Genomic DNA, 21006 nt, shown 5'->3' on the forward strand with positions numbered 1-21006 from the left:
TGATTAAATATATACTTCAACAAATTATATTATATTTTTCTGTGTTTCTGAAAATGATAAATAAATTTTCTCGAACGGGGAATGGAACCACCATGCAACAAGCAACCGCCAAGGTGGCAGAGGCCTTTTTTCTCAGTGTCGTCCGAAAAATTGCGGTATCGCGCAGTCCACTCAAGAGGTATACTAATTCCGTATGGATACCTAGAGGAGGAATTTGTAAATGAGCGTACATATTGGAGCTACCGAAGGCCAAATTGCAGAAACGATCCTGCTGCCGGGCGACCCGTTGCGGGCGAAATACATCGCCGAAACGTTCTTGGAAGGCGCAGAAGTCTACAACAACGTTCGTGGCATGCTCGGCTACACCGGTACTTATAAAGGAAAGCGCGTCTCTGTGCAAGGCACCGGCATGGGCATCCCGTCGATGTCGATCTACGTGCATGAATTGATCTCGCAATACGGCGTCAAAAACTTGATCCGCGTGGGCACCTGCGGCGCGTACAAAAACGACGTCAAAGTCCGTGACTTGATCCTCGCCCAAGCGGCTTCGACCGATTCGGCGGTCAACCGTCACCGTTTTGGCGGCAACATCGACTTCGCACCGGTTGCGAACTTCAAGCTGTTGAAAAACGCCTACGACGTCGCCGTCTCGCGCAACATGCCGGTTCACGTGGGCAATGTGTTTACGAGCGACACGTTCTACAACGACCGTGGCGCGGAATTGGTCCCGTTGCTGGCGTCGTACGGCGTGCTGGCGGTTGAGATGGAAACGGCGGCTCTGTACTCGCTGGCTGCGAAGTTCAACGTGAACGCACTGGCAGTCATGACCGTCAGCGACCACTTGATCACCGGCGAAGAGACCTCTTCGGAAGAGCGTCAATTGACGTTCAACCAAATGATCGAAGTGGCGCTGGAAGCGGCGTTGCAGGAGTAATTCTCTCATGGCGGCATCCGATCTTGCTGTGAAAAAACTCCGCCTGCGCCCGGACGCCAAAGCTGTCGTGTTGAATGCGCCGGAGGGATATCTGGACTTGCTCGGGAATCTCGACGGGTACGATCTGCGGACAGATGTGGACGAGCCGGGGACGTTTGAGTTTGTGCAGGTGTTTGTCAAAAGCGTGGCCGAGTTGGCGCAATGGGCTCCTCGCGCGATTCAAGCGCTGAACGGGCCGAACGCGATGTTCTGGATCGTCTACCCGAAGAAAAGCGGCAAGATCAAAACGGACATCACCCGCGATGTGGGGTGGGACGTGTTGGATCAGGCGGAGTATGAGGGAGTGGCGTTGGTGTCGGTGGATGAGACGTGGTCGTCGATGCGATTCCGGCCGCAGACGATGGTCGATCCGAACTCGATGCGCAACGGCAAGACCCGGGCGGAACGCATGGCGGCGATGAAGCAAGCGGTGAAGGACAAACCGGTTGGCGACCGCACCGTCGAAGTGCCGGAAGACTTTCAAGCGGCGCTGAACGAGAGTGCGCAGGCCAAGGACTTGTTCGACAACCTCGCGTACTCGCACCGCAAAGAATACGTCACTTGGATCACGTCCGCCAAGCGCGAAGAGACCCGCACCCGCCGAATCGCCCAAGCCATCGAGAAACTCCAAGAAGGCAAAAAGCGCCCGTCCGGGGTGTGACATCTTTACAGCTGTGTGATAAGATAAAAAAAGACCGCAGATGCGTCAACATCTACGGTCGGCACAACAGTGGATGCCCACAAGGGCGTCGGCTCTTACAGGTTGCTACAAACAAGATGTAGACCTCCCGTGGCCAGGAAAGCACAAGGGAGGTCTACTTTTTTCTCGTCACGCGAACCAGAATCTCTACGTTAAAGAACCACGCTTTGATCTTGCTCACAAACTCGAATTTTTTCATCCGCTCACCCCCTTTCTATCGGGGAGTGAGCCGACCTACCTTGGGTGCTTATCCAGTTGTACTTCGAGAATTATACCACAGTGAATCTGGATTACCATCTTAAACGAAACAATAGATTCGCGTAGTCCTACTTAACTCTCATAGAAGAAGAGCACTCCCACGTGGGTGCTCTTTTTTTCGTACTCCTCTGCGCATAGAGCCGCAGTCGATTGGAAACGATTGGGGTGAGGAGGTGAAGCGTGATGCAGTTTGATTGGTGGGATATCTTGAGTCGAGTGGCGTTGGCGTTTCTCTTGGTCCTGCTTGCCACGCGGACGCTCGGCAAGAAAATGCTCCAAGGTCTGAGCTACCTCGACTTTATGGCGAGCATCACGCTCGGGGCGCTTACGGGAGCGATTGTGCTCGACCACAACTTGACCATCGCCGACCTCATCCTCGCCATCTCGTCTTTTACCGGACTCGTCCTGATCATGTCCTTTTTTCAACTCAAGATTCGCCGCGTTCGTCGCCTGCTTTCCGGTCTCCCGCTTGAAGTCATCCACGATGGCAAGATTCTGGAGCGGGAACTGCGAAAGTCGCGGATGACGATGGAGTTGTTGATGCAGCAACTGCGAATTCAAGGTGTTTTTAACATCGAAGACGTCAAGCAAGCCTATCTCGAAACCAATGGCAAACTCAGCGTTCTGTTACGTCCGCAAGCCTTGCCGTTGACCCTGGGGGACTTTCTCTCCCCAGACCCCCGGTTGCCCGAACAGCGTCATCCGGTGGAACTGATCGTCGACGGCGAAGTGCTCACACACAACTTGGAGCGCTGGGGATTCAACCTCGCGTGGCTGTTGCAAGAACTTGAACGCCAAGGGGCGCGGGACAGTGCGGACGTCGCGTATGCCATCCTCACTTCACAGAACAAGCTGTACGTCGATCTCTACCGCGATGACTTGCAGATGTGAAAAAAAGTTGCCTTTCGTCTCGGGACGAGGGCAACTTTTCTTGGGGTGCTATTCGGCAATTCCCACGCGGCAACGCAGGAAGTCGGTGCTTTGTAAGAGGTGGTATGTGAATTCGGCGGTATCTCCGGTCGTAATTCGCATGCCGCTTTCGGGGAGGGCATCCCGTTCCACACGATAGGTGCCGGTGGCGGGGCCTTCGGGGAGATACGTGGGGCACACGAGCGTCCAAGCAAGTTCAGGCTCCGACGAGGCAAGCAAACGATAGGCACGTTCATGGTCTTCTGCCGCCGCCGTCGAAGTGCGGCGTGTTTCGCTGGAACGATAGCGGAGGAGGTGCGGCTCCGACCGAGCTTGCAAAATGCCCGCCGTGCCCACCGACACGATCCGCTTCACACGCAATTCCCGCATCACATCCAAAATCACAGCCATGCTCTCAGAGAGCACCGTCCCGCCGTCTGTATTCAACGAGCAAAGCACGGCGTCCACGCCAGTCATCGCCCGAGTAACATCCTCGCGCGACCGCGCATCTCCCACTACAAAGCCAAGTCCCAAAACCTCACGCACGACTTCGACAGACTCGGCACTTCCGACAGACTCAGCACTTCCGAAAGCTTCAGCACTTCCGAAAGCTTCAGTACCCCCGAAAGCTTCAGTACCCCCGAAAGCTTCAGCACTCCCGAAAGCTTCAGCACTTCCGAAACCCTCAGCACTCCCGCTTGCTTCTATGAAATGCCGGGGCTGCATTTGTTCCCGCAACCACTCCGCTTTTTCCTCGCTTCTCACCAATGCAACTACTTCGTTCCCGTCTTGCAACGCAAGCCTTACAAGTTCGCGTCCTACGCGGCCCGTGGCTCCTAGGATCAACAGTTTCATCGTACTTTTCGATACCTCCACGCTTCATGGAACACAAGCGTCGGCTGCTTCTCCTCTCCAAAGTACGCAAACCGAATCAACCCTTGCGTCTTCGAGAGAAACACATCCTTCGCCAGCGCCTCAAATTCATGCTCCCGCCCCGAATCGGCGACACTCAACTTCCCGTCTCGCACATCGACTTCGTACTGCTCCACCGTGTCATCATAGACTCCGATCCAGTCCGCCCACTCGGCCGGATTCGCTTCATACACCGGAATTTCTCGTCGCCCGCGCACATGCCCGTTCAAAATAATGCCTCGAACCGGACTTTCATCTTCCACAGGGAACCCGACCGAGTACAAAGCTCCGTCGGCGTTTTGGGTGAAGTAGACGCGTTCCCGGAGAGGGGACAGCGTCATTTTTTCCCCGTGGATGTTCAGGAGGAGGTCGTGGCCCTCGGTCAGCACTTCGACGGGTCCATGCAAGTTGGAGAAGTACGTGCCTACATAGTGCGGCCACTCCGCAGAATTCGCGGCACTCTCGTCCACAACAGGCTCAGGTTCCGGCACAACCTCCCCGAACCGCAACACGTCAAACATCTCCAACCCTAACCCGTACAGCTGATCGCCGTTCCCCAGCACCACCAACCCAATCTGATCTTCCGGCGAAAACACAAGCAACGACTCATACTGGTTGCTAAACTGCCCAAAATGGTAAAAACGCACCTTGCCGCGCTTCGAATCTCGAAACCACGTCAACCCGCAAGCGAAGTCGCTCACCCGATACCCCGGCGTCTGCGGTGCTTGCATCTGCGACGGAATCGACCCGCCCTGCAAATGAAACCGAGCAAACTTCGCCAAGTCATTCGCGCTCGACATGCAATACCACGCCGGATAATTCGCAACTCCTTCCAAGAAAGTCCGACTCACTTCCCACGTGCCATCCGCCTTGCGAACATGCGGACGCGCAAGGGGGGAGGAGAGCGCAACCAACGGATCAAACGTCGTATTCGTCATCTCAAGCGGTTCAAACACCAACTCCTGCATGAGCTTCGAAAAGTGCGTGCCCGTCACCGCTTCGGCGACATACCCCGCGAGATTCAAATTGTGGTTGCTGTAATGATACCCCACACCGGGAGCGGACATCAGCGGAATCGTCGGCACATACTCGCGCACATAGCGCTCCAAACCCTCGGGATCACGCGACCCCATCGGTTCTCCTCCGGTGGGGAAGCCGCTTCGATGTGAGAGCAACAAACGCAACGTCAGGAGTTCGGCGGCACCGGGCTCACTCAATTCCAACCACGGCAGGTAGGTGCGAATCGGCATGTCCAAATCCAGCACGCCTCGCTCGACAAGTTGCAGAATCATCGTCCCCGTCAACGGCTTCGTCACCGACGCAATTCGAAAAAGCGTATCGGCCGTCACCGCCGGCGAATCCGCGAGTATGCTTTCCTGTCCGTAGCCTCGTGCGTAGAGAATTTCATCCCCGGAGACGACAGCGACGGCGGCGCCGGTGATGTGGTTTTTTTGCATATGAGATTCGACCATGGAGTCGAGTTTTGCGAGGGTATTGTGAGAGAGCATGAAGGGTCCTCCGACTTTCTTTGACTTATACTTGGTAGTATCCCATGATCTGGACATTTCTGGCAACCGGAGAGTAGCGGTTCGTCAGTTGTGCATTCACTTTTTTAACAAGTCATGATACCATGAGGGCATGAGTTTTTTGGACAGGGGGATTTGCTTGAAGGCGACCGCAACCAAGATCTTGCCTCATGGGATTCACGAGGTGTTCACGTTTGTCTCGAACCCGGACACCATGCACCGCTGGGTGGACGGCGTGTCCAACCCGCGCCGCACATCGGATGCAGAGCTCGGGGTGGGACTGACGTTCGCCACGCACTATGCGTTCAATGGGCGGCAGGCGGAGATCGACTATGTGATTACGGAGTTCGAAGCTCCGCATCGCTACGGCATCAAAGCAACGTCCGGCCCGTTCCCGTTTGCGAGCGAAGTTCTTCTCGAAGAAGTTCCCGAGGGCACCTCGATGACCTACACCATCGACGCCGGATCGGACAGCAAGGCGACGTCTGTGATTTTTGCTTTGTTCGGCCCGTTGTTGCGCAAGGCGATGGTCAAGCGCCTGCACCGACAATTGGAAGACCTCAAAGCTCTCGTATAAGCGAAAAAAAGCCCGGCTCCCAGTAGGAGAGCCGGACTTTTTTTGCTAAAATGGAATGTATCTAAAGCGAGGTGTTTCGGTTGCTACAACACGCAACAGAGCTACTGAAGAAATACTACGGCTATGATTCCTTCCGCAAAGGACAGGAGTCGATCATCGACAACATTTTGACAGGCCACGACACGCTCGGCATCATGCCGACCGGCGGCGGGAAGTCGATCTGCTACCAGATCCCGGCGCTGTGCTTCGACGGAATCACCCTCGTCATCTCCCCCCTCATCTCCCTCATGAAAGACCAAGTCGATGCTCTGCACAGCATCGGAATCCCTGCCGCCTACATCAACTCGTCCCTCTCCCAAGCCGAAGCTGACAACACCCTGCGCGCCGCGCGTTCGGGCGCTTACAAACTGCTCTACGTCGCACCGGAGCGACTGGATACGGAACGGTTCCGCTCGGAATTGCAGATGTTGCCCGTTTCGATGCTCGCCATCGACGAGGCGCACTGTATTTCGCAATGGGGTCATGATTTCCGACCGAGTTATTTGGCGGTGCCGAAGATTTTGGATTTGTTGCCGGAGCGTCCGCGTGTGACGGCGTTTACGGCGACGGCGACGCCGGAAGTTACGCGCGACATTACGAGGTTGCTGGGGATTGCGGGCAGCGATGTTTTTGTCACGGGGTTTAATCGGGAGAACTTGCGGTTTGCAATCTTGCGCGGCGAGAACAAGCGGGACTTCACGCTCGACTACCTGCGACGCAATCGCGACCAATCCGGTGTCATCTATGCCGCGACGCGCAAGGAAGTGGATCAGCTCTATGAGACGTTGACTGCATCGGGATTTGCAGTCGGGAAGTACCATGCGGGGCTGACCGACGAGGAGAAATCGAAGTGGCAAGACCAGTTCCTGTACGACGACGTGCGGATCATGGTGGCGACCAATGCGTTCGGGATGGGGATCGACAAATCGAACGTGCGCTATGTGTTGCACGTGAACATGCCGAAGAACATGGAGTCCTACTACCAAGAGGCCGGTCGTGCGGGCCGTGACGGGGAGCCGTCGGAGTGTATCTTGCTCTACCATGCGCAGGACGTGCAATTGCAGAAGTTCCTGATCGAGCAGTCGGTTTCGTCCCCGGAGCGCAAAGCGGGGGAGTACAAAAAACTCCAGAGCATGATCGACTTCTGCCACACGACGCAATGTCTGCGCAATGCGATCTTGGAGTACTTCGAAGACGAAATTCCCGAGCCGTGCGGAATTTGTTCGAACTGCCGCGACGATCGCGAGTTGCGGGATATGACGCGGGAGGCGCAGATGATTTTTTCCTGCATTCGTCGGATGCGCGAGCGGTTCGGCGCGGCGTTGGTTGCACAGGTTTTGAAAGGGTCGGCGAACAAAAAGGTCAAGCAGTTCAACTTCGACGAACTGCCGACGTACGGCCTGATGAAACAGTACAAGGAAAAGGAAATCTCCGACCTCATCCACGTCCTGACCGCCGAGGGGTACTTGGCGCTCAGCGAAGGGCAGTACCCGGTCGTGCGGTTGGAGCCCAAAGCGGTGCTCGTGTTGCAGGGGCAAGAGCAAGTCTTCCAACGCGTGCAGCCGGTGCGCGAGACGGTGTACCAGCGAGACGACACGCTGTTCGAACGCCTGCGGAATTTGCGCAAGGAGATCTCGCAGCACGAGAAAGTCCCGCCGTACATCATCTTCGCGGACAGCACGTTGCGCGAGATGGCAGACACCTGCCCGACGGACGAGCCCTCGCTGAGACGGATCAAAGGCGTCGGGGAAGCGAAAGTCGCAAAGTACGGGGAGCTCTTCCTCGAACTGCTGCAAGCGTATGCGAGGGAAAAAGGGTTCCAACCGTCTGCGGGCGGTGGGGGAGAGACGTCGTCATCAGGCTCAGGCTCCGGCACTGCTTCAGCCTCCGACGAGACCCCGAGTCACATGATCACCTACGATCTCTTCCAAGCGGGTCTCGACGTGGATGCCATCTGTACGGAACGCAATCTCAAAGCCCAAACCGTCCAAGACCACATCATCCGCGCCGTCACCGAAGGCCACGAAATCGACTGGACGCGCATCGTCTCCGCCGAGCATGAACCTCTCATCCACACCGCCATCGAAGACCTCGGCGCCGAAAAACTCCGCCCCCTGAAGGACGCCCTCCCCGAGGAAGTGGACTACTTCGCGATCAAAGCGGTGATTTGCAAACGGACGTTGTAACAAAAAAAGGAGCGGTCAGCATGATCTGACCCTCCTTTTTTCATTCGTTCTCTTCTCGATTCCGCTTCCGCTCAGCAAGGAGTTTACGGATGACTTCGATTTCCTTGGTTGCGGGTTTCATGATATCTTCCAGAAGCTTTTTTGCTAGGGGTCCTGCGGCTACATACTTCGGTTCAGAAGGCTTTTTCATGCAAGTCCTCCCTGATCACTGATTCGTATTTCTTACGATCAGTTTGATCAAAAAAGAACGGGGAAACACAAACTAGAAGAGATCTTCAAACTCTTCTTGCGATAACTCTCGAACCGTCGGCAACTTGAACGACATGGGCTGAGTATACTCGTCTACAACTTCGAACTGAATCGGAACGAATTCAAACTTCCTGTACCACTGAATCAACCAATCCGCTTTTACGGCACGCAAAAACAAATACCTGCACCCTAGGAATTGAGAGAGGTAAACAGTGCGCAAAATGATTTCGGTCAAAACTTCTGTTCCCACGCGATTTCTTTGAAAACGATGATCCACTGCCAGCATGGGGATCTCTACGGCTGGTACGCTCTGATCCTTTGACCCGATTTTCATTCGCTCTGTCTCGTTGATCTCCAGCTTTGAGCATTTGGAACTGTAATAGGCCACCACCACTCGACCCTTGCAAAGGACCCGAGTCTGCGAAAGTCCGCCGGCTTGGTCAAGAACGGCATCTCTGCGCAAGTATTCATCAAACTCCTCATAACCAGAAGAAAAGCCTTGGACATCGTGTTTGTCACGGTCCAAGACTTCCCATACAAAGCTATTCATGTTCATCTTGCGTCCTCACTTCCATGGCCCGTAATTCGCGAGACTTCAGCAAGTTCCGAATGACTTCAACTTCACGTGTGGCGGGTCGAGACAGGTCTTGACGAAAGAACTCTGCAAGCTCACCCGTTACTTGCAAGGGTAGAAATTCCTTGGATGACACTGCAACCGCCCCCTTTTCATGTACGTCCATTTTAACATAAAAAGACCGGGTATACCTCCCCGGTCTTTCCTCTTACAAATACCTCTCCTGCATCAACTTCACGTGATCCACGATGTTCTCCGACACATGGGGGATCGAGTACCCGACGAACAGCGGGGTGGTCGGGAAACGGGGGACGATTTTGCAGAGCAGGGTGCCGTCCAGTTCGTAGAAGAACAGGTTGTAGGAATTGCAGTTTTTGTTAAAATGGTTCATCACGTAGTCGACCGTCATCTGGATGTAGTCCGCCCAACTGTCCATCTGACTGCGATCTCGCAAGATCACGTTCCACTCGAAGAACCCGACACGCGGTTTCGTGGAGACGTTCAGCTCAACGCCCGGCTGCTGGTCAATCACCAAGCCCTCAAACTGCTCCCACGTCACATGCGTGCGGTAGTCCAGATGCTTCAACCCGACGATCTGCATGTGCGGGTGGCGAATCGAACCGCCGGAGAGGGGGCCGTGGTTTTTATAAAAAATCACCGAGCGAAACTCGCCGGTCGCTTCCATCGCTTCCCACTGCTCCACGCCAAACCGAATCAGCTTGTGCAGATGCTCACGGTCGTACTGCCACAGGTCCGACTCGCACTGGTCGGTCTCGATCAGCACCGTCTGCAGCGTGTCCCGCAACACGGGGAACTTGTTCTTGAGCAGGATGATCGAGTCTTGCTCCGCGATCACATCCTCCAGAGAGTCACGGTCGCAAAACGGACAGGCCGTCGTGCGGTTCATGATGCTGTTCGGTTTCTGTCTCCCGAGCATCGAATCAAAGTGTAGATGTGTATGGTTCATGTTCAAGATCACCTTTTCTCAACGATTTCTCGCCGGCCCTGTAGAACGGCAACGCCAGCAGGGTCAACCCTGCCAAGATGCCAAACACCACGGCTCCGTGGTCATACCCGAATCCATCTAGCAACAACCCGCCGGCCCACGGTCCGAGGCTCTGTCCAAGAAACTGCAACCCGGTCGCCCCGAAGTACACGCCGCGCAAACCCTCCGGCGCCAAGTCCGCTACGGCGACTTCCGATACGACAAAACACAGAATCTCGCCCACGGTGAACAACAACATTCCGAAAATCAACAGCCAAAGCGACTGAAACACCCCGAAACACACGAGGCTCAGCACAAAACTCACTCCGCCAAGCGTCACCGCCCGCATCGGCGAGAAGCGCGACGCCCACTTGCTCACGGGCGCTTGCAGGACCAACACCCCGACGGCGTTGGCGACCAGCAGATACGAAAACCATTGCACCCCGTTCGAGAAGTCGGGCGAGACGCCCAGATACTGCCCGAGCGTCGAATCCAGATGCGAGTACGCCGTGCAGACAAACGCCTGCCCGATCAACAAGTTCCGAAACACGCGGTCGCGCAACACAACTCGCAACGCCTCGCGCACCGTCACTTTTTTCGGCAGGTCTTGTGCCGCAGGACGAACGGACTGCTTTTTTCCTATCATAGCACACGAAATGAGAGTCCCATAGAGCAAATACACCCCCGCCGTCATGGTAAAAGGAGTCGTGCTCACCGTGCTTCCGGCGTACACACCCACCAACGGCCCCAGCGACGCCCCGAGATTGATCGCAAAGTAGCGCACGGAAAAAACGCGCAGGTGTTGCTCCTGCGGCGTCACATCGGCGAGCAACGCCCTCGCCGCCGGCTCAAACAAGTTCCGAAAAAGTCCGTTGAGCATCGAGCAGACCAGAAACACCCAGGTCTCCGTCGCCAACGCAAACCCCACGAAGACCAACACCATCGCCAACACCGACCCGACCATCACTGGAAACCGTCCCCAGCGGTCTGACAACCACCCGCCGACAAACGAACTCACCGTCCCGACCAACAGCCCCGCGCCGAGAATCGCGCCTACCGAACTCGCTTCCAACCCTTGTACATCATGCAAATAAATCGCCAAAAACGGGATCGTCATGAAATACACGCCCCGTGACAAAAACGTCCCGACCACCACCAACCACGCAACCGGATGCAACGACGAAAGTTTTCCTTCCATTCGCTTCCACTCCTCTCTTATAATCTTAATTGTAGAGAGGAACCGGAGAGGTGGCTTGGCAAGGGTTGCTTGCCGGGCACCGCAATTTTTGCCGAGTGGAGGGTGAGGGCGTGAGATATCTGAACTTGGAGCTGGGGCGCAGCAAGATCATGCTCACCCAGTTTGACCCGCATGGCTCAGACCCGAAGTTGCACGGGCACGGAGATGAATTTCAGATCTCCATCCCGCTGATCGGGGTGCCGTTGTTGGAACACGGCGATGCGCCGAAAGTCGCGAAATTGCCGGATTACGGGCGTTTCATCACCGCTCCGGGGGAGTTGCATCGGCATTTTGCCGGAGAGGGTGCGTCGCGGTTGTTGCTGATCAACTTCAAGCAGCGTTTTTTGGAAGACGTGTTGCAAGACCGACTGCACCACCTTCCGACGTCGCTTGAGTTTGCGCCGTGGAGCGAAGGGCCGAACGATGCCTTTCGAAAACTGGCGGAGCGGCTCATGAAAGTCTCGATGGCGGGCCCGTTCGATGTGGAAACGCAGGAGGTCGAGCTTGAACTGGCACAGGTCTTGCTCTCGGCGCAACCCGGAACGCACACCGCGTATTGGAATGCGAACCCCGAAGCTCAGCATCATCCTGCAATCGGACGGGTCTTGGCGTTGATTCATGACACCCATGCTTCAACAGACCTCTCACTGGATGGTCTTGCGGAAGAAGCGGGGCTTAGCAAGTACCATTTGCTGAGACTGTTTCGGACGGTGATTGGCCGAACGCCGGGGCAGTATCTCGCCGAGGTGCGGTTGGAGCGGGCGGAGGGTTTGCTTGCCGAGACGGAGCTCGATGTAACCACCGTTTGTTTTGACGTGGGGTATGGCAGTTTAAGCAGTATGGAGCGGGCGTTCAAACAGAAGTACGGGATGAGTCCGACCGAATATCGCCGACAGAAGAGGGGAAGTTGAGCCATGAGTTCCTTGCATTACTATGGAAACGAGACGATCATGTCGTTGGATCAAGTCATTCACCTGCGTCCGAATGAAGTTCGCGTGTTGGAATGGGTGCGGACGTATGAATTTCTGGAGAACAGCGCGGGGGAGGACGACCCTGTGCAGGAGTTTTTGGAGATCAAAATCGTGGAGGACGCTGCGGTGCGGGTGCGTCGCAATCGGATCACGGAGTTTCCCGAGTTTGTGACGGAGCGGGAAGAGTTGCATCCCGACGTGGAGACGGCGCTTGACGTATTCATCGGGTGGGCAGCGGCGTTGTTGTAAAAAAAAGACCTCCGCGCGGGAGGTCTGCTTGTACTACGCGAGCTCTGCGTACCCGTCGACGACGAGGTCGAGCTTGCCGGTTTCCGGGTCGATGACCAGACCGTGGACCGGGGTGTTTTTCGGGAGCAGCGGGTGGTTGCGGACGACTTCGACGGAGCCGCGAACCGACTCTTCGACGTTGGCAAAGCCGTGCAGCCATTTTTCCAGATCGAGTCCGGAATAGTCGAGGACGTCGAAGGTTTTCTCGTCGACGCCGCGCGATTTCATTTTTTCAATCGTTTGCGACGGATTGATGGAAGCCATGCCGCAGCCGTGGTGCCCGATGACGCAGACTTCCTGCGCGCCGAGTTCGTACAGCGCGACGATGATCGAGCGCATGATGCCGCCAAACGGGGAGGTGAGGATACCGCCGGCGTTTTTGATGATCTTGGCATCTCCGTTGCGCAGGTTGAGCGCGCGCGGGAGCATCTCCGTGAGACGGGTGTCCATGCAGGAGAGGATGACGAGTTTTTTGTTAGGGAATTTGTCTGTTTGGTACTTTTCGTACTCTTTGTTGTCAACGAATTCTTGGTTGTAAGTTAGGATGTCTTGGAGGATTGTCATGGGTTACTCCACTCCTTCACTTGATAAGCAATTTTCTCCATCATTGTACCATAGGAGGTATGTGGGTGTGTCAAGTCTTGATGTTTTGCTTGGACAAGGTCGTACTGCGGAAGTATATGCGTGGGGAGAAGGGTTGATTCTCAAACTCTATCGCACAGGGTTTCCGAAGGAATGGGTGGACCACGAGTTTCGCGTGGCCCGTGCGGTTCGGGAAACGGGGGTTGACGCTCCCGATGTGCGGGAGCGCGTACATGTGGAAGGTCGGGAAGGGATCGTGTACGAGCGAGTGGAGGGTTCGACGTTGCTCGGCGCGTTGCAGATCGGATGGTCGCCGGAGCGAATTGGGGAAGTTCAGGCGGAGTTGCATGTGAAGATGCAAGGCAAGACCTTGCGTGGAGTACAAGGATTGGACGCAGCGAAACAAGAAGCGAGTCCTTTGCCCTCCATGCGTGTCCGCTTACAAGACGAAATCTCGCGTGCCGAGAGCCTGTCCGAAGACGTTCGATCTCGCGTGCTCGATGTGCTTGCGAGCTTGCCTGATGAACAGGCGCTCTTGCACGGCGACTTTCATCCGGAGAACATCTTGCTGACTCAAACTCGCGGCCCTGTGGTGATCGACTGGACGACGGCGACAATCGGTCACCCGCTTGCCGACGTGGCCCGCAGTTCCTTGCTGCTAACGCTTGCCGCACTCCCGCCGGGTCTGGAGGGCAACCCCGTCATCGAAGCCATGCGCCAAACCATCCATGACGCGTATCTCGCCCACTACCACGAACTCACCCACACCAGCCCCGCCGACCTCCTCCCCTGGAAGATCGTCAGCGCCGCCGCCCGTCTCAGTGAAAAACTCCCCCAAGTCGAACACGATCGAGTCCGGGCCTTCCTCGAAACCAACCTCATTTATAATTTGTAACTCTCCTGTTACTCACAAATGTAAGATAAGAGAGAGCTTCTGTGGATGGAGCCCAGCACTTTTCCATCGTATAACCGCGCCCTGTGGCTGCGGTTCTTTTTTTACGTAAATTTCCCTTGCCTCAACTGGGGGAAATCCCTTGCTCTTATCAGGGGATTCCCTTACAATTTATAGATGAGAGATTTGAGAGAGGGGGTTGCGCAAGACATGGCACACATTCCGATGAACCCGAACCCGAAACGCACCAACAATGATCCGATCAATGCCACGATGGCAGACGTAGTGCTCTTCCCGTTGCTGATCGTAGCGATGGCTCTCGGCGCTCTGGCATTCGTTACTCACTTGATCTAATACATTCGTCTGCGAAAAAATCCCTGTGCCGCACCTGCGCCGCAGGGATTTTCTGTACATACTGAATACCAGAGAGGAGCCTACCCGCCCATGATCAAAACCACGAAATTCAAAGGCGTCCGCGTCCAATTCACCCGCGACCGCATCGAAGAGGACGACCGTGACCTCGACAAGTTCTACTACGAAATCCAACACGACGACGAACGCACCTACCTCCCGATCAAACTCGAAACTCAAGTCACCCAAGACTTCTGGGGCACGATGATCGCCGACGAAGAAATCGAGTTCAACAACGGCGACTTCCACTCCCTAACCGAAGACCTCGGCCTCAAAATCGCCAAAGCGTTCGGCCTCGTCGAATAGCCCGTTTTTACAAAAACGTCCCTGCCAAAAAGCCCCCCGTCCGCCTCTGCGTTCGGGGGGCTTTTTTAGTTCTAGAAGTAGACTGTCCAGACTACAATCTAGAAAACACGCAAACAAGAAGGAGAAGAGTAAGTCACCTCGAATCATAGTATCAATCAAATTAATTAAATCATTTATATTATTTATCACTTTGAGAGGTGATGTACGTGAGACCGATTATCGGCATAACCAGCACCTTGGTCAAACTCAACGAACTGAGCGAAGGCGTGTACGTTCACCAAGACTACTACCGAGGCATTGAAAAGTGCGGCGGTCTGCCGCTCGTGCTCCCGCTGACCGAGCCGGAACTGTTCCAACGCACGCTCGATTTCTGTGACGGCGTGATTTTTACCGGCGGGGAAGACGTTGATCCTGCTCACTACGGCGCCGAACCGCATCAACAACTCGGCCCGACCCTCAAGCATCGCGACCGCGTCGAAGTCGAAGCGATTCGCTATGTTCGCAACTTGGACAAGCCACTGCTCGGCATCTGCCGTGGTGCCCAAGTGCTGAACGTCGCCCTCGGCGGCACCCTCTACCAAGACCTGCCCAGCGAACTCCCGCACGCCCTGCAACATCTGCAAAAAGCCGCCCGCGGCGTCGATTCGCACTGGGTTCATGTCTCTGAAGGCAGCCGCCTCCACCAAGTGTTCGACAGCACCAAAGTTCGCGTCAACTCGTTCCATCACCAAGCCATACGCGATCTTGCACGAGGTCTCGTCGTGACGGCGACCGCTTCGGACGGCGTCATCGAGGCTGTTGAAGACCCGAATTCCACCTACACCGTCGGCGTGCAATGGCACCCGGAATCGATGTGGGCCACCGATGACAACATGCTGCGCCTGTTCCAAGACTTCGTGGACCAATGCCGCCGCTGATTGTAGAGAAAGAAAAAGGGGGAACCAAACGTATGACTTCCAAACAAGCTGTCAAACTCGCGCTGACCGGCCTGCTCGCCGCAAGCGTCGTCCTCACCGGTTGCTCGACGTCCACGACCACAAGCGACCCCGGCTCCAGCACATCCAATGAGAAAAAACGTACCGACCTCACCGTCGCCCAAGCGGCCAACCCGACGACGATGGACCCGCAAGACGCGCAGGACACGCTCTCTTTTTCGATCATGAAAACGATGTACGAAGGCTTGCTCGGCTTTGACAAAGACATGAAAGTCATCCCCGTCCTCGCCGACGGCATGCCGACTCTGTCTGCCGATGCCAAGGAAGTGACGTTCAAACTCAAACAGGGCATCAAATTCCAAGACGGTACCGACTTCAACGCCGAAGCGGTCAAAGCGAACCTCGACCGCGTCAAGGACCCCAACAACAAACTCAAACGCGCCTCGCTGTTCGCCACCGTCGACCACACCGAAGTTCTCGACCCCTACACGGTCAAAATCGTGCTGAACAAACCGTTCGCCGCCATCGTCGAAACGTTTGCCCACCCCGCCGCCATGATGATCTCCCCGAAAGCGATCAAGGACTTCGGCAAAGACGTCCAACGCCATCCGGTCGGCACCGGCCCGTACCAATTCGTCGAATGGAAAGACGCCGACCACGTCACCGTCAAGAAATTCGCCGACTACCATGACAAAAACAACCTCGCGAAGCTCGAAACCATCGTCTTCAAACCGGTCACCGAAGCGTCTTCCCGCGTCTCGATGCTCAAAGCGGGCGACGCCCAATACGTGTACCCGTTCCCTCCCGACCAAGCGGCAGCGGTCAAAGGCGACGACAGCATCGCCCTCGACCAAACGCCGTCCATCGTCGAGCGCTACGTGGCGTTCAACACGACGAAAAAACCGTTCGACGACAAGCGCGTTCGCCAAGCGCTCAACTACGCCGTCAACAAAGACGCGCTGATCAAAGTCGTCGCCAACGGCTATGCACAACCCGCCAAATCCGCCATCGCACCGAACGTCTGGGGCTACAAGGAACAAACCCCGTACAACTTCGACCTCGACAAAGCCAAAAAACTCCTCGCCGACGCGGGCTACGCGAACGGCTTCGACACCACGATCTGGACCGCCAACGCTTCCGAATCCGCCAAAGTCGCAGAATTTATCCAACAGCAATGGAAACAAATCGGCGTCAACGCCAACGTCCAGCAAATGGAATCGGGCACGCTTTCCAACCAAATGTACGTCAAACCGGAAGAGTCGAAAATGCTGACCTACTCCGGAGGCTGGTCACCGTCCACGGGAGAAGCAGACTGGGGTCTTCGTCCGCTCCTCACCAAAGACCTGTTCCCGCCGGCGGGCTACAACGTCGGCTACTACGTCAACGACCAAGTGGAAAAAGACATCTCCACCGGACTCTCCACCGGCAACAAAGACGAGCGTCTCGCCGCCTACGCAGACGCGCAAAAAGTCATCAACGACGATGCCCCGTGGCTGTTCCTCTACGTATCGGACAACCTCGCAGGCAAGCGCAAAAACGTCTCCGGCGCGTTCGTCCTGCCCGACGGTGCGCTCGATTTGACGCACGCAGAGTTCAAGTAAGAGGAAGCACATCTTGAAAAAAGAGGTCCAAGGACGTGAGGCCCTTGGACCTTTTTTTCCAAAGGAGGAGGGATGGACGTGCTCGTGTATGTCGGCAGGCGGTTGCTTGGGATGGTGCCGATTTTGCTCGTGGTGGCCGTGGTGATCTTCATGTTCTTGCATCTGATTCCCGGCGACCCGGCGCGGTTGATCGCAGGGCCGGAAGCGTCGCTTCAAGACGTCGAGAATGTGCGGTCGTCGATCGGTCTCGACCTTCCGATCTGGAAGCAGTTCTGGTTGTTTTTCTCCCGCGCTGTGCAAGGGGACTTCGGAATGTCGTATCGGACGCACCAGCCGGTTTTTCAGATGATCTCGGAACGGTTCTGGCCGACGCTTGAATTGGCGTTTTGGTCGATGATCTGGGCGATGGCGGCAGGTCTTCTGCTTGGCGTCGTCGCGGCGACGAAACGCGGCAAGTGGGCGGACAACCTCGCGATGTTCGGGTCGGTGACGGGGATTTCGATGCCTTCGTTTTGGCTCGGGCTGTTGCTGATCGAGTTGTTCGCCGTGAAGCTTGGCTGGCTGCCTTCGGGCGGGGCAGGCGGTTTTAAGTACGTGATCTTGCCCGCCATTACGCTTGGGTCGGGGGTCGCGGCGGTGATTGCGCGGTTCACGCGGAACTCGCTTTTGGAAACGTTGCGCGAAGATTATGTGCGCACGGCGAGGGCCAAAGGGGCGCGGGAGAGCGTCGTGGTCTGGTCGCACGCCTTGCGCAACGCGTTGATTCCCGTCGTCACGATGACCGGCTTGCAGTTCGGGTTCCTGCTCGGCGGGTCGGTGGTCGTGGAAGCGGTGTTCACTTGGCCCGGCATGGGTCGTCTGCTCATCGACGCCGTGAACTTTCGCGATTATCCCGTGATTCAAGCGGAGATGTTGCTGTTTGCACTGGAATTTATGGTCATCAATTTGGCGGTCGATGTGCTCTACGCGGTGCTCAATCCGCAAATTCGACTGGATCGCTAGAAAGGGGGAGAGGACATGTCGCAAGTCTCGCAAGGCAAGGCTGGAAACTCCCCGTGGAAGCGGTTTGTGCGAAAGTTCAGTCGCCAGCGGATGGGGATGGTGGCGCTCGTCGTCGTTGTGATTTTGTTTTTGCTGATGCTGATCGGACCTTCAATTTCGCCGTTTGACCCTGCGGAGCCGGATTACAACGCGGTGATGGAGGGACCTTCGGGGTCGCATTGGATGGGCACGGATGATTTTGGCCGTGACATTTTTTCCAGAGTGTTGAACGGGACGCGCATCTCGCTGGCGGTGGGCTTGAGCTCGGTGTTCGGCGGGGCGTTGATCGGGATGTTCTTCGGTTTGACGGCCGGGTATTACGGAGGGAAGTACGATTCGCTGGTGATGCGGGCGTGCGATGTGCTGTTTGCGTTTCCGGGCATCTTGCTTGCGATTGCGATCATCGCCATCCTAGGTCCTGGTCTGCCGAATGTCGTCGTCGCCGTGGCGGTGTTTACGATTCCAAGCATCATTCGTATTGTGCGGGGGGAGACCCTTGCGTTGAAAAACAAAACGTACATCGAAGCGGCCCGTGCGACAGGACTTCGGGACCGCGAGATAATCTGGCGGCATATCTTCCCCGGCACGATTTCGGTCGTGTTGGTGTACGTGACGATGCGGATCGGGTCAGCGATTTTGATTGCGGCCTCGCTTTCGTTTCTCGGCATGGGCGCTCAACCGCCGACGCCGGAGTGGGGGGCGATGCTTTCGAGTGGTCGTGATTACCTGACGACCGCCCCGCACGTCGCGATGTTTCCGGGGTTGGCGATCTTGGTGACGTGTCTGGCGTTCAACCTGCTCGGCGACGCCCTGCGCGATGCGCTCGACCGCAAGCTGACCGATTGAGAGGAGGGAGAGCATGGCACTTTTACAAGTTTCAGACCTGGAGATTGCATTCAAAACGGAACGGGGCGACGTCACCGCCGTGGCGGGCGTTTCCTTTTTTCTCGAAAAAGGAGAAACGCTCGGCATCGTCGGGGAGTCCGGCTGTGGAAAGTCGGTGACGTCGCTCTCGATCATGCGCCTCTTGCCGAACCCGCCGGGTCGAATCTCAGGCGGGAGAATCGAACTTGGCGGGCGCAATTTGGTGGAGTTGAGCGAGCGGGAGATGCGCGAGGTGCGGGGGAATCTCGTTTCGATGATCTTTCAAGAGCCGATGACGTCGCTCAATCCCGTGTTCACGATTGGCAAGCAGATTGATGAAGCAATTCGTCTCCATAAAAAGGTCAGCAAACGCGAAGCCCGCGTACTGACCGTCGAGATTTTGAAAAAAGTCGGCATCCCGCGCCCCGAGCAGATTGCGAAGGAATACCCGCATCAGTTGAGCGGCGGGATGAGACAGCGGGTGATGATCGCAATGGCGCTGGTTTGCGAGCCGCAGTTGTTGATCGCCGACGAGCCGACGACCGCGTTGGACGTGACGATTCAGGCGCAGATTCTGCATCTCATGGACTCGTTGAAGCGGGAGACGGGGACGTCTATTTTGTTGATTACGCACGATTTGGGCGTGGTGGCGGAGATGTGCGATCGGGTGTTGGTGATGTATGCGGGGCAGGTGGTGGAGGAAGCGACGGTGGAGTCGCTTTTTGCAGAACCGAAACATCCGTATACGGTGGGGTTGCTGAACTCGATCCCGCACGCAGATCGCAAGTCGGAGCGGTTGCCTTCGATTGCAGGCAATGTGCCGTCGCTGGCGGAGATGCCCGTCGGCTGTCGCTTCGCTCCGCGCTGTCCGGTTGCTTTAGAAAAATGCCACTCGCAGAATCCGGAGTTGCTCACCGTGAGTGAGAGCCACGCCTGCCGTTGCTGGCTTGCGCAAGAGGAAGGAGGGGAGATGTCGTGAGTGAACGTACGAAGGAAGTTTTACTCGACGTCCGTGGACTGAAAATGTACTTCGAGCTCCGCGGCGGGCTGCTTCATCGTGTGACCGGCCATGTCAAAGCGGTCGACGACGTCTCCTTCTCCGTGCGTCGGGGCGAGACGTTCGGGATCGTCGGCGAGTCGGGGTGCGGGAAGTCCACCACGGGGCGGATGCTTCTGCGTTTGCTCGACCCGACCTCCGGCACCGTCCTGTTCGACGGCGTAGACCTTGCGCAGTTGAATCGTGAAGCCATGCGCCAAAAACGCCGCGAAATTCAGATGGTCTTCCAAGACCCCTACGCTTCTCTCAACCCGCGCATGACCGTCGCCGACATCCTCGCCGAACCTCTGCGTGCGCACGGCGTCACAGACCGCGCCGAAGTCGAGCGACGCGTCTCCGAAATCCTCGCGGCCTGCGGACTTTCTGCGGAACAAGCCCGCCGCTACCCGCACGAATTCTCAGGCGGTCAACGCCAGCGAATCGGCATCGCCCGCGCCTTGGTGTTGCAACCGAAACTCATCGTCGCCGACGAGCCTGTTTCTGCACTCGACGTCTCGATCCAATCGCAAATTCTCAACCTCCTGCAAGACTTACAAGACACCTACGGCCTCACCTACGTCTTCATCTCCCACGACCTCTCCGTCGTCCGCCACATCTCCGACCGAGTCGGCGTCATGTACCTCGGTCGCATGGTTGAAATCGGAGACGCCGAAACCCTCTACGAAAAACCGCTCCACCCCTACACGCAATCCCTGCTCGCCGCCGTCCCCATCCCGGACCCGACCCAGAGACGCGAGCGAACCCTCCTCCAAGGCGACGTTCCCTCCCCCGCCAACCCGCCCCAAGGGTGCGCCTTCGCCCCGCGTTGCCCCCATGCGACCGAAATTTGCCATACCAAACGCCCCGAGTTGCAAGAACTCGCACCCGGTCACCAAGTGGCGTGCCATCTGTACTAAAAAAGGAGCCCTCCGCCCAAGCGGAACAGGGCTCTTT

At 56.5% G+C, this 21006-nt stretch carries 24 protein-coding genes; 16 read left to right on the forward strand and 8 right to left on the reverse strand.

Features of this window, described 5'->3' with window-relative positions; all coding sequences use genetic code 11:
• The first annotated feature begins 220 nt into the window (after nucleotides 1-220).
• From deoD to JJB07_RS00985, 3 genes are all read left to right on the forward strand, one after another.
• Nucleotides 221-934: a purine-nucleoside phosphorylase gene (deoD, locus tag JJB07_RS00975; protein ID WP_201630370.1), complete on the forward strand. Its 714-nt coding sequence runs from the start codon at nucleotides 221-223 to the stop codon at nucleotides 932-934.
• 7 nt (nucleotides 935-941) lie between these two features.
• Entirely contained in the window at nucleotides 942-1634 is a 693-nt protein-coding gene (locus JJB07_RS00980; RefSeq protein ID WP_201630372.1) for a YdeI/OmpD-associated family protein, read from the forward strand.
• Nucleotides 1635-2114: 480 nt separating this feature from the next.
• Complete coding sequence (locus JJB07_RS00985) at nucleotides 2115-2822, forward strand: YetF domain-containing protein (RefSeq protein ID WP_201630374.1); 708 nt, start codon at nucleotides 2115-2117, stop codon at nucleotides 2820-2822.
• A gap of 48 nt (nucleotides 2823-2870) precedes the next feature.
• On the opposite strand, the gene JJB07_RS00990 is transcribed toward JJB07_RS00985, so the two are convergent.
• Both JJB07_RS00990 and JJB07_RS00995 read right to left on the reverse strand, forming a co-directional pair.
• Complete coding sequence (locus JJB07_RS00990) at nucleotides 2871-3695, reverse strand: NAD(P)H-binding protein (protein WP_201630376.1); 825 nt, start codon at nucleotides 3693-3695, stop codon at nucleotides 2871-2873.
• On the reverse strand, nucleotides 3692-5260 hold the full coding sequence (locus JJB07_RS00995; protein WP_201630378.1) for a serine hydrolase domain-containing protein: 1569 nt from the start codon (nucleotides 5258-5260) through the stop codon (nucleotides 3692-3694). Before JJB07_RS00995 ends, JJB07_RS00990 begins: the two co-directional genes overlap by 4 nt.
• Before the next feature lie 157 nt (nucleotides 5261-5417).
• Here JJB07_RS00995 and JJB07_RS01000 point away from each other — a divergent pair, with 157 nt between their 5' ends.
• Both JJB07_RS01000 and recQ read left to right on the forward strand, forming a co-directional pair.
• Nucleotides 5418-5855 carry an SRPBCC family protein gene (locus JJB07_RS01000; protein WP_201630379.1) on the forward strand — a complete coding sequence of 146 codons (438 nt, stop codon included), beginning with the start codon at nucleotides 5418-5420 and terminating at the stop codon, nucleotides 5853-5855.
• An 80-nt stretch (nucleotides 5856-5935) separates the two neighbouring features.
• Entirely contained in the window at nucleotides 5936-8080 is a 2145-nt protein-coding gene (gene recQ / locus JJB07_RS01005; RefSeq protein ID WP_201630380.1) for a DNA helicase RecQ, read from the forward strand.
• Nucleotides 8081-8120: 40 nt separating this feature from the next.
• On the opposite strand, the gene JJB07_RS01010 is transcribed toward recQ, so the two are convergent.
• The 5 genes from JJB07_RS01010 to JJB07_RS01030 all read right to left on the reverse strand — a co-directional run bounded on the left by JJB07_RS01010 (nucleotide 8121) and on the right by JJB07_RS01030 (nucleotide 11086).
• On the reverse strand, nucleotides 8121-8270 hold the full coding sequence (locus JJB07_RS01010; RefSeq protein ID WP_201630381.1) for a hypothetical protein: 150 nt from the start codon (nucleotides 8268-8270) through the stop codon (nucleotides 8121-8123).
• A 72-nt stretch (nucleotides 8271-8342) separates the two neighbouring features.
• Nucleotides 8343-8879: a hypothetical protein gene (locus tag JJB07_RS01015; RefSeq protein ID WP_236587539.1), complete on the reverse strand. Its 537-nt coding sequence runs from the start codon at nucleotides 8877-8879 to the stop codon at nucleotides 8343-8345.
• Nucleotides 8872-9039 carry a hypothetical protein gene (locus tag JJB07_RS01020; RefSeq protein WP_201630383.1) on the reverse strand — a complete coding sequence of 56 codons (168 nt, stop codon included), beginning with the start codon at nucleotides 9037-9039 and terminating at the stop codon, nucleotides 8872-8874. Before JJB07_RS01020 ends, JJB07_RS01015 begins: the two co-directional genes overlap by 8 nt.
• A gap of 72 nt (nucleotides 9040-9111) precedes the next feature.
• Entirely contained in the window at nucleotides 9112-9870 is a 759-nt protein-coding gene (locus JJB07_RS01025) for a DUF4931 domain-containing protein (protein WP_201630384.1), read from the reverse strand.
• On the reverse strand, nucleotides 9845-11086 hold the full coding sequence (locus JJB07_RS01030) for an MDR family MFS transporter (protein ID WP_201630385.1): 1242 nt from the start codon (nucleotides 11084-11086) through the stop codon (nucleotides 9845-9847). Before JJB07_RS01030 ends, JJB07_RS01025 begins: the two co-directional genes overlap by 26 nt.
• Before the next feature lie 110 nt (nucleotides 11087-11196).
• On the opposite strand from JJB07_RS01030, the gene JJB07_RS01035 reads away from it, so the two are divergent.
• The gene (locus JJB07_RS01035; protein ID WP_201630386.1) at nucleotides 11197-12036 is read left to right on the forward strand and encodes a helix-turn-helix domain-containing protein; all 840 of its coding nucleotides are present in this window, start codon (nucleotides 11197-11199) and stop codon (nucleotides 12034-12036) included.
• A 12-nt stretch (nucleotides 12037-12048) separates the two neighbouring features.
• Nucleotides 12049-12345 (forward strand): hypothetical protein, encoded by a 297-nt coding sequence (locus JJB07_RS01040; protein ID WP_201632624.1) that lies wholly within the window; start codon nucleotides 12049-12051, stop codon nucleotides 12343-12345.
• 33 nt (nucleotides 12346-12378) lie between these two features.
• Here JJB07_RS01040 and JJB07_RS01045 read toward each other — a convergent pair whose 3' ends face one another.
• The gene (locus tag JJB07_RS01045; RefSeq protein WP_201630388.1) at nucleotides 12379-12948 is read right to left on the reverse strand and encodes a beta-class carbonic anhydrase; all 570 of its coding nucleotides are present in this window, start codon (nucleotides 12946-12948) and stop codon (nucleotides 12379-12381) included.
• Between the two features lie 67 nt (nucleotides 12949-13015).
• Here JJB07_RS01045 and JJB07_RS01050 point away from each other — a divergent pair, with 67 nt between their 5' ends.
• From JJB07_RS01050 to JJB07_RS01090, 9 genes are all read left to right on the forward strand, one after another.
• Nucleotides 13016-13861, forward strand: coding sequence for a phosphotransferase (locus JJB07_RS01050; RefSeq protein ID WP_201630389.1), 846 nt, complete (start codon nucleotides 13016-13018; stop codon nucleotides 13859-13861).
• 207 nt (nucleotides 13862-14068) lie between these two features.
• Nucleotides 14069-14212, forward strand: coding sequence for a hypothetical protein (locus JJB07_RS01055; RefSeq protein ID WP_201630390.1), 144 nt, complete (start codon nucleotides 14069-14071; stop codon nucleotides 14210-14212).
• Nucleotides 14213-14302: 90 nt separating this feature from the next.
• The gene (locus JJB07_RS01060) at nucleotides 14303-14575 is read left to right on the forward strand and encodes an LPD28 domain-containing protein (protein WP_201630391.1); all 273 of its coding nucleotides are present in this window, start codon (nucleotides 14303-14305) and stop codon (nucleotides 14573-14575) included.
• Between the two features lie 200 nt (nucleotides 14576-14775).
• The gene (locus JJB07_RS01065) at nucleotides 14776-15492 is read left to right on the forward strand and encodes a gamma-glutamyl-gamma-aminobutyrate hydrolase family protein (RefSeq protein WP_201630392.1); all 717 of its coding nucleotides are present in this window, start codon (nucleotides 14776-14778) and stop codon (nucleotides 15490-15492) included.
• 32 nt (nucleotides 15493-15524) lie between these two features.
• A complete protein-coding gene (locus tag JJB07_RS01070; RefSeq protein ID WP_201630393.1) occupies nucleotides 15525-17111 on the forward strand; it encodes a glutathione ABC transporter substrate-binding protein in 1587 nt (528 codons plus the stop codon).
• Nucleotides 17112-17189: 78 nt separating this feature from the next.
• On the forward strand, nucleotides 17190-18113 hold the full coding sequence (nikB, locus tag JJB07_RS01075) for a nickel ABC transporter permease (RefSeq protein ID WP_201632627.1): 924 nt from the start codon (nucleotides 17190-17192) through the stop codon (nucleotides 18111-18113).
• Between the two features lie 15 nt (nucleotides 18114-18128).
• On the forward strand, nucleotides 18129-18998 hold the full coding sequence (locus JJB07_RS01080) for an ABC transporter permease subunit (protein WP_201630395.1): 870 nt from the start codon (nucleotides 18129-18131) through the stop codon (nucleotides 18996-18998).
• A gap of 13 nt (nucleotides 18999-19011) precedes the next feature.
• On the forward strand, nucleotides 19012-19995 hold the full coding sequence (locus JJB07_RS01085; RefSeq protein ID WP_201630396.1) for an ABC transporter ATP-binding protein: 984 nt from the start codon (nucleotides 19012-19014) through the stop codon (nucleotides 19993-19995).
• Nucleotides 19992-20969 carry a dipeptide ABC transporter ATP-binding protein gene (locus JJB07_RS01090; protein ID WP_201630397.1) on the forward strand — a complete coding sequence of 326 codons (978 nt, stop codon included), beginning with the start codon at nucleotides 19992-19994 and terminating at the stop codon, nucleotides 20967-20969. The genes JJB07_RS01085 and JJB07_RS01090 overlap by 4 nt, the downstream gene beginning before the upstream one ends.
• Nucleotides 20970-21006: the final 37 nt, after the last annotated feature.

It is taken from the genome of Tumebacillus amylolyticus, assembly GCF_016722965.1.
GTDB classification, from domain to species: domain Bacteria; phylum Bacillota; class Bacilli; order Tumebacillales; family Tumebacillaceae; genus Tumebacillus; species Tumebacillus amylolyticus.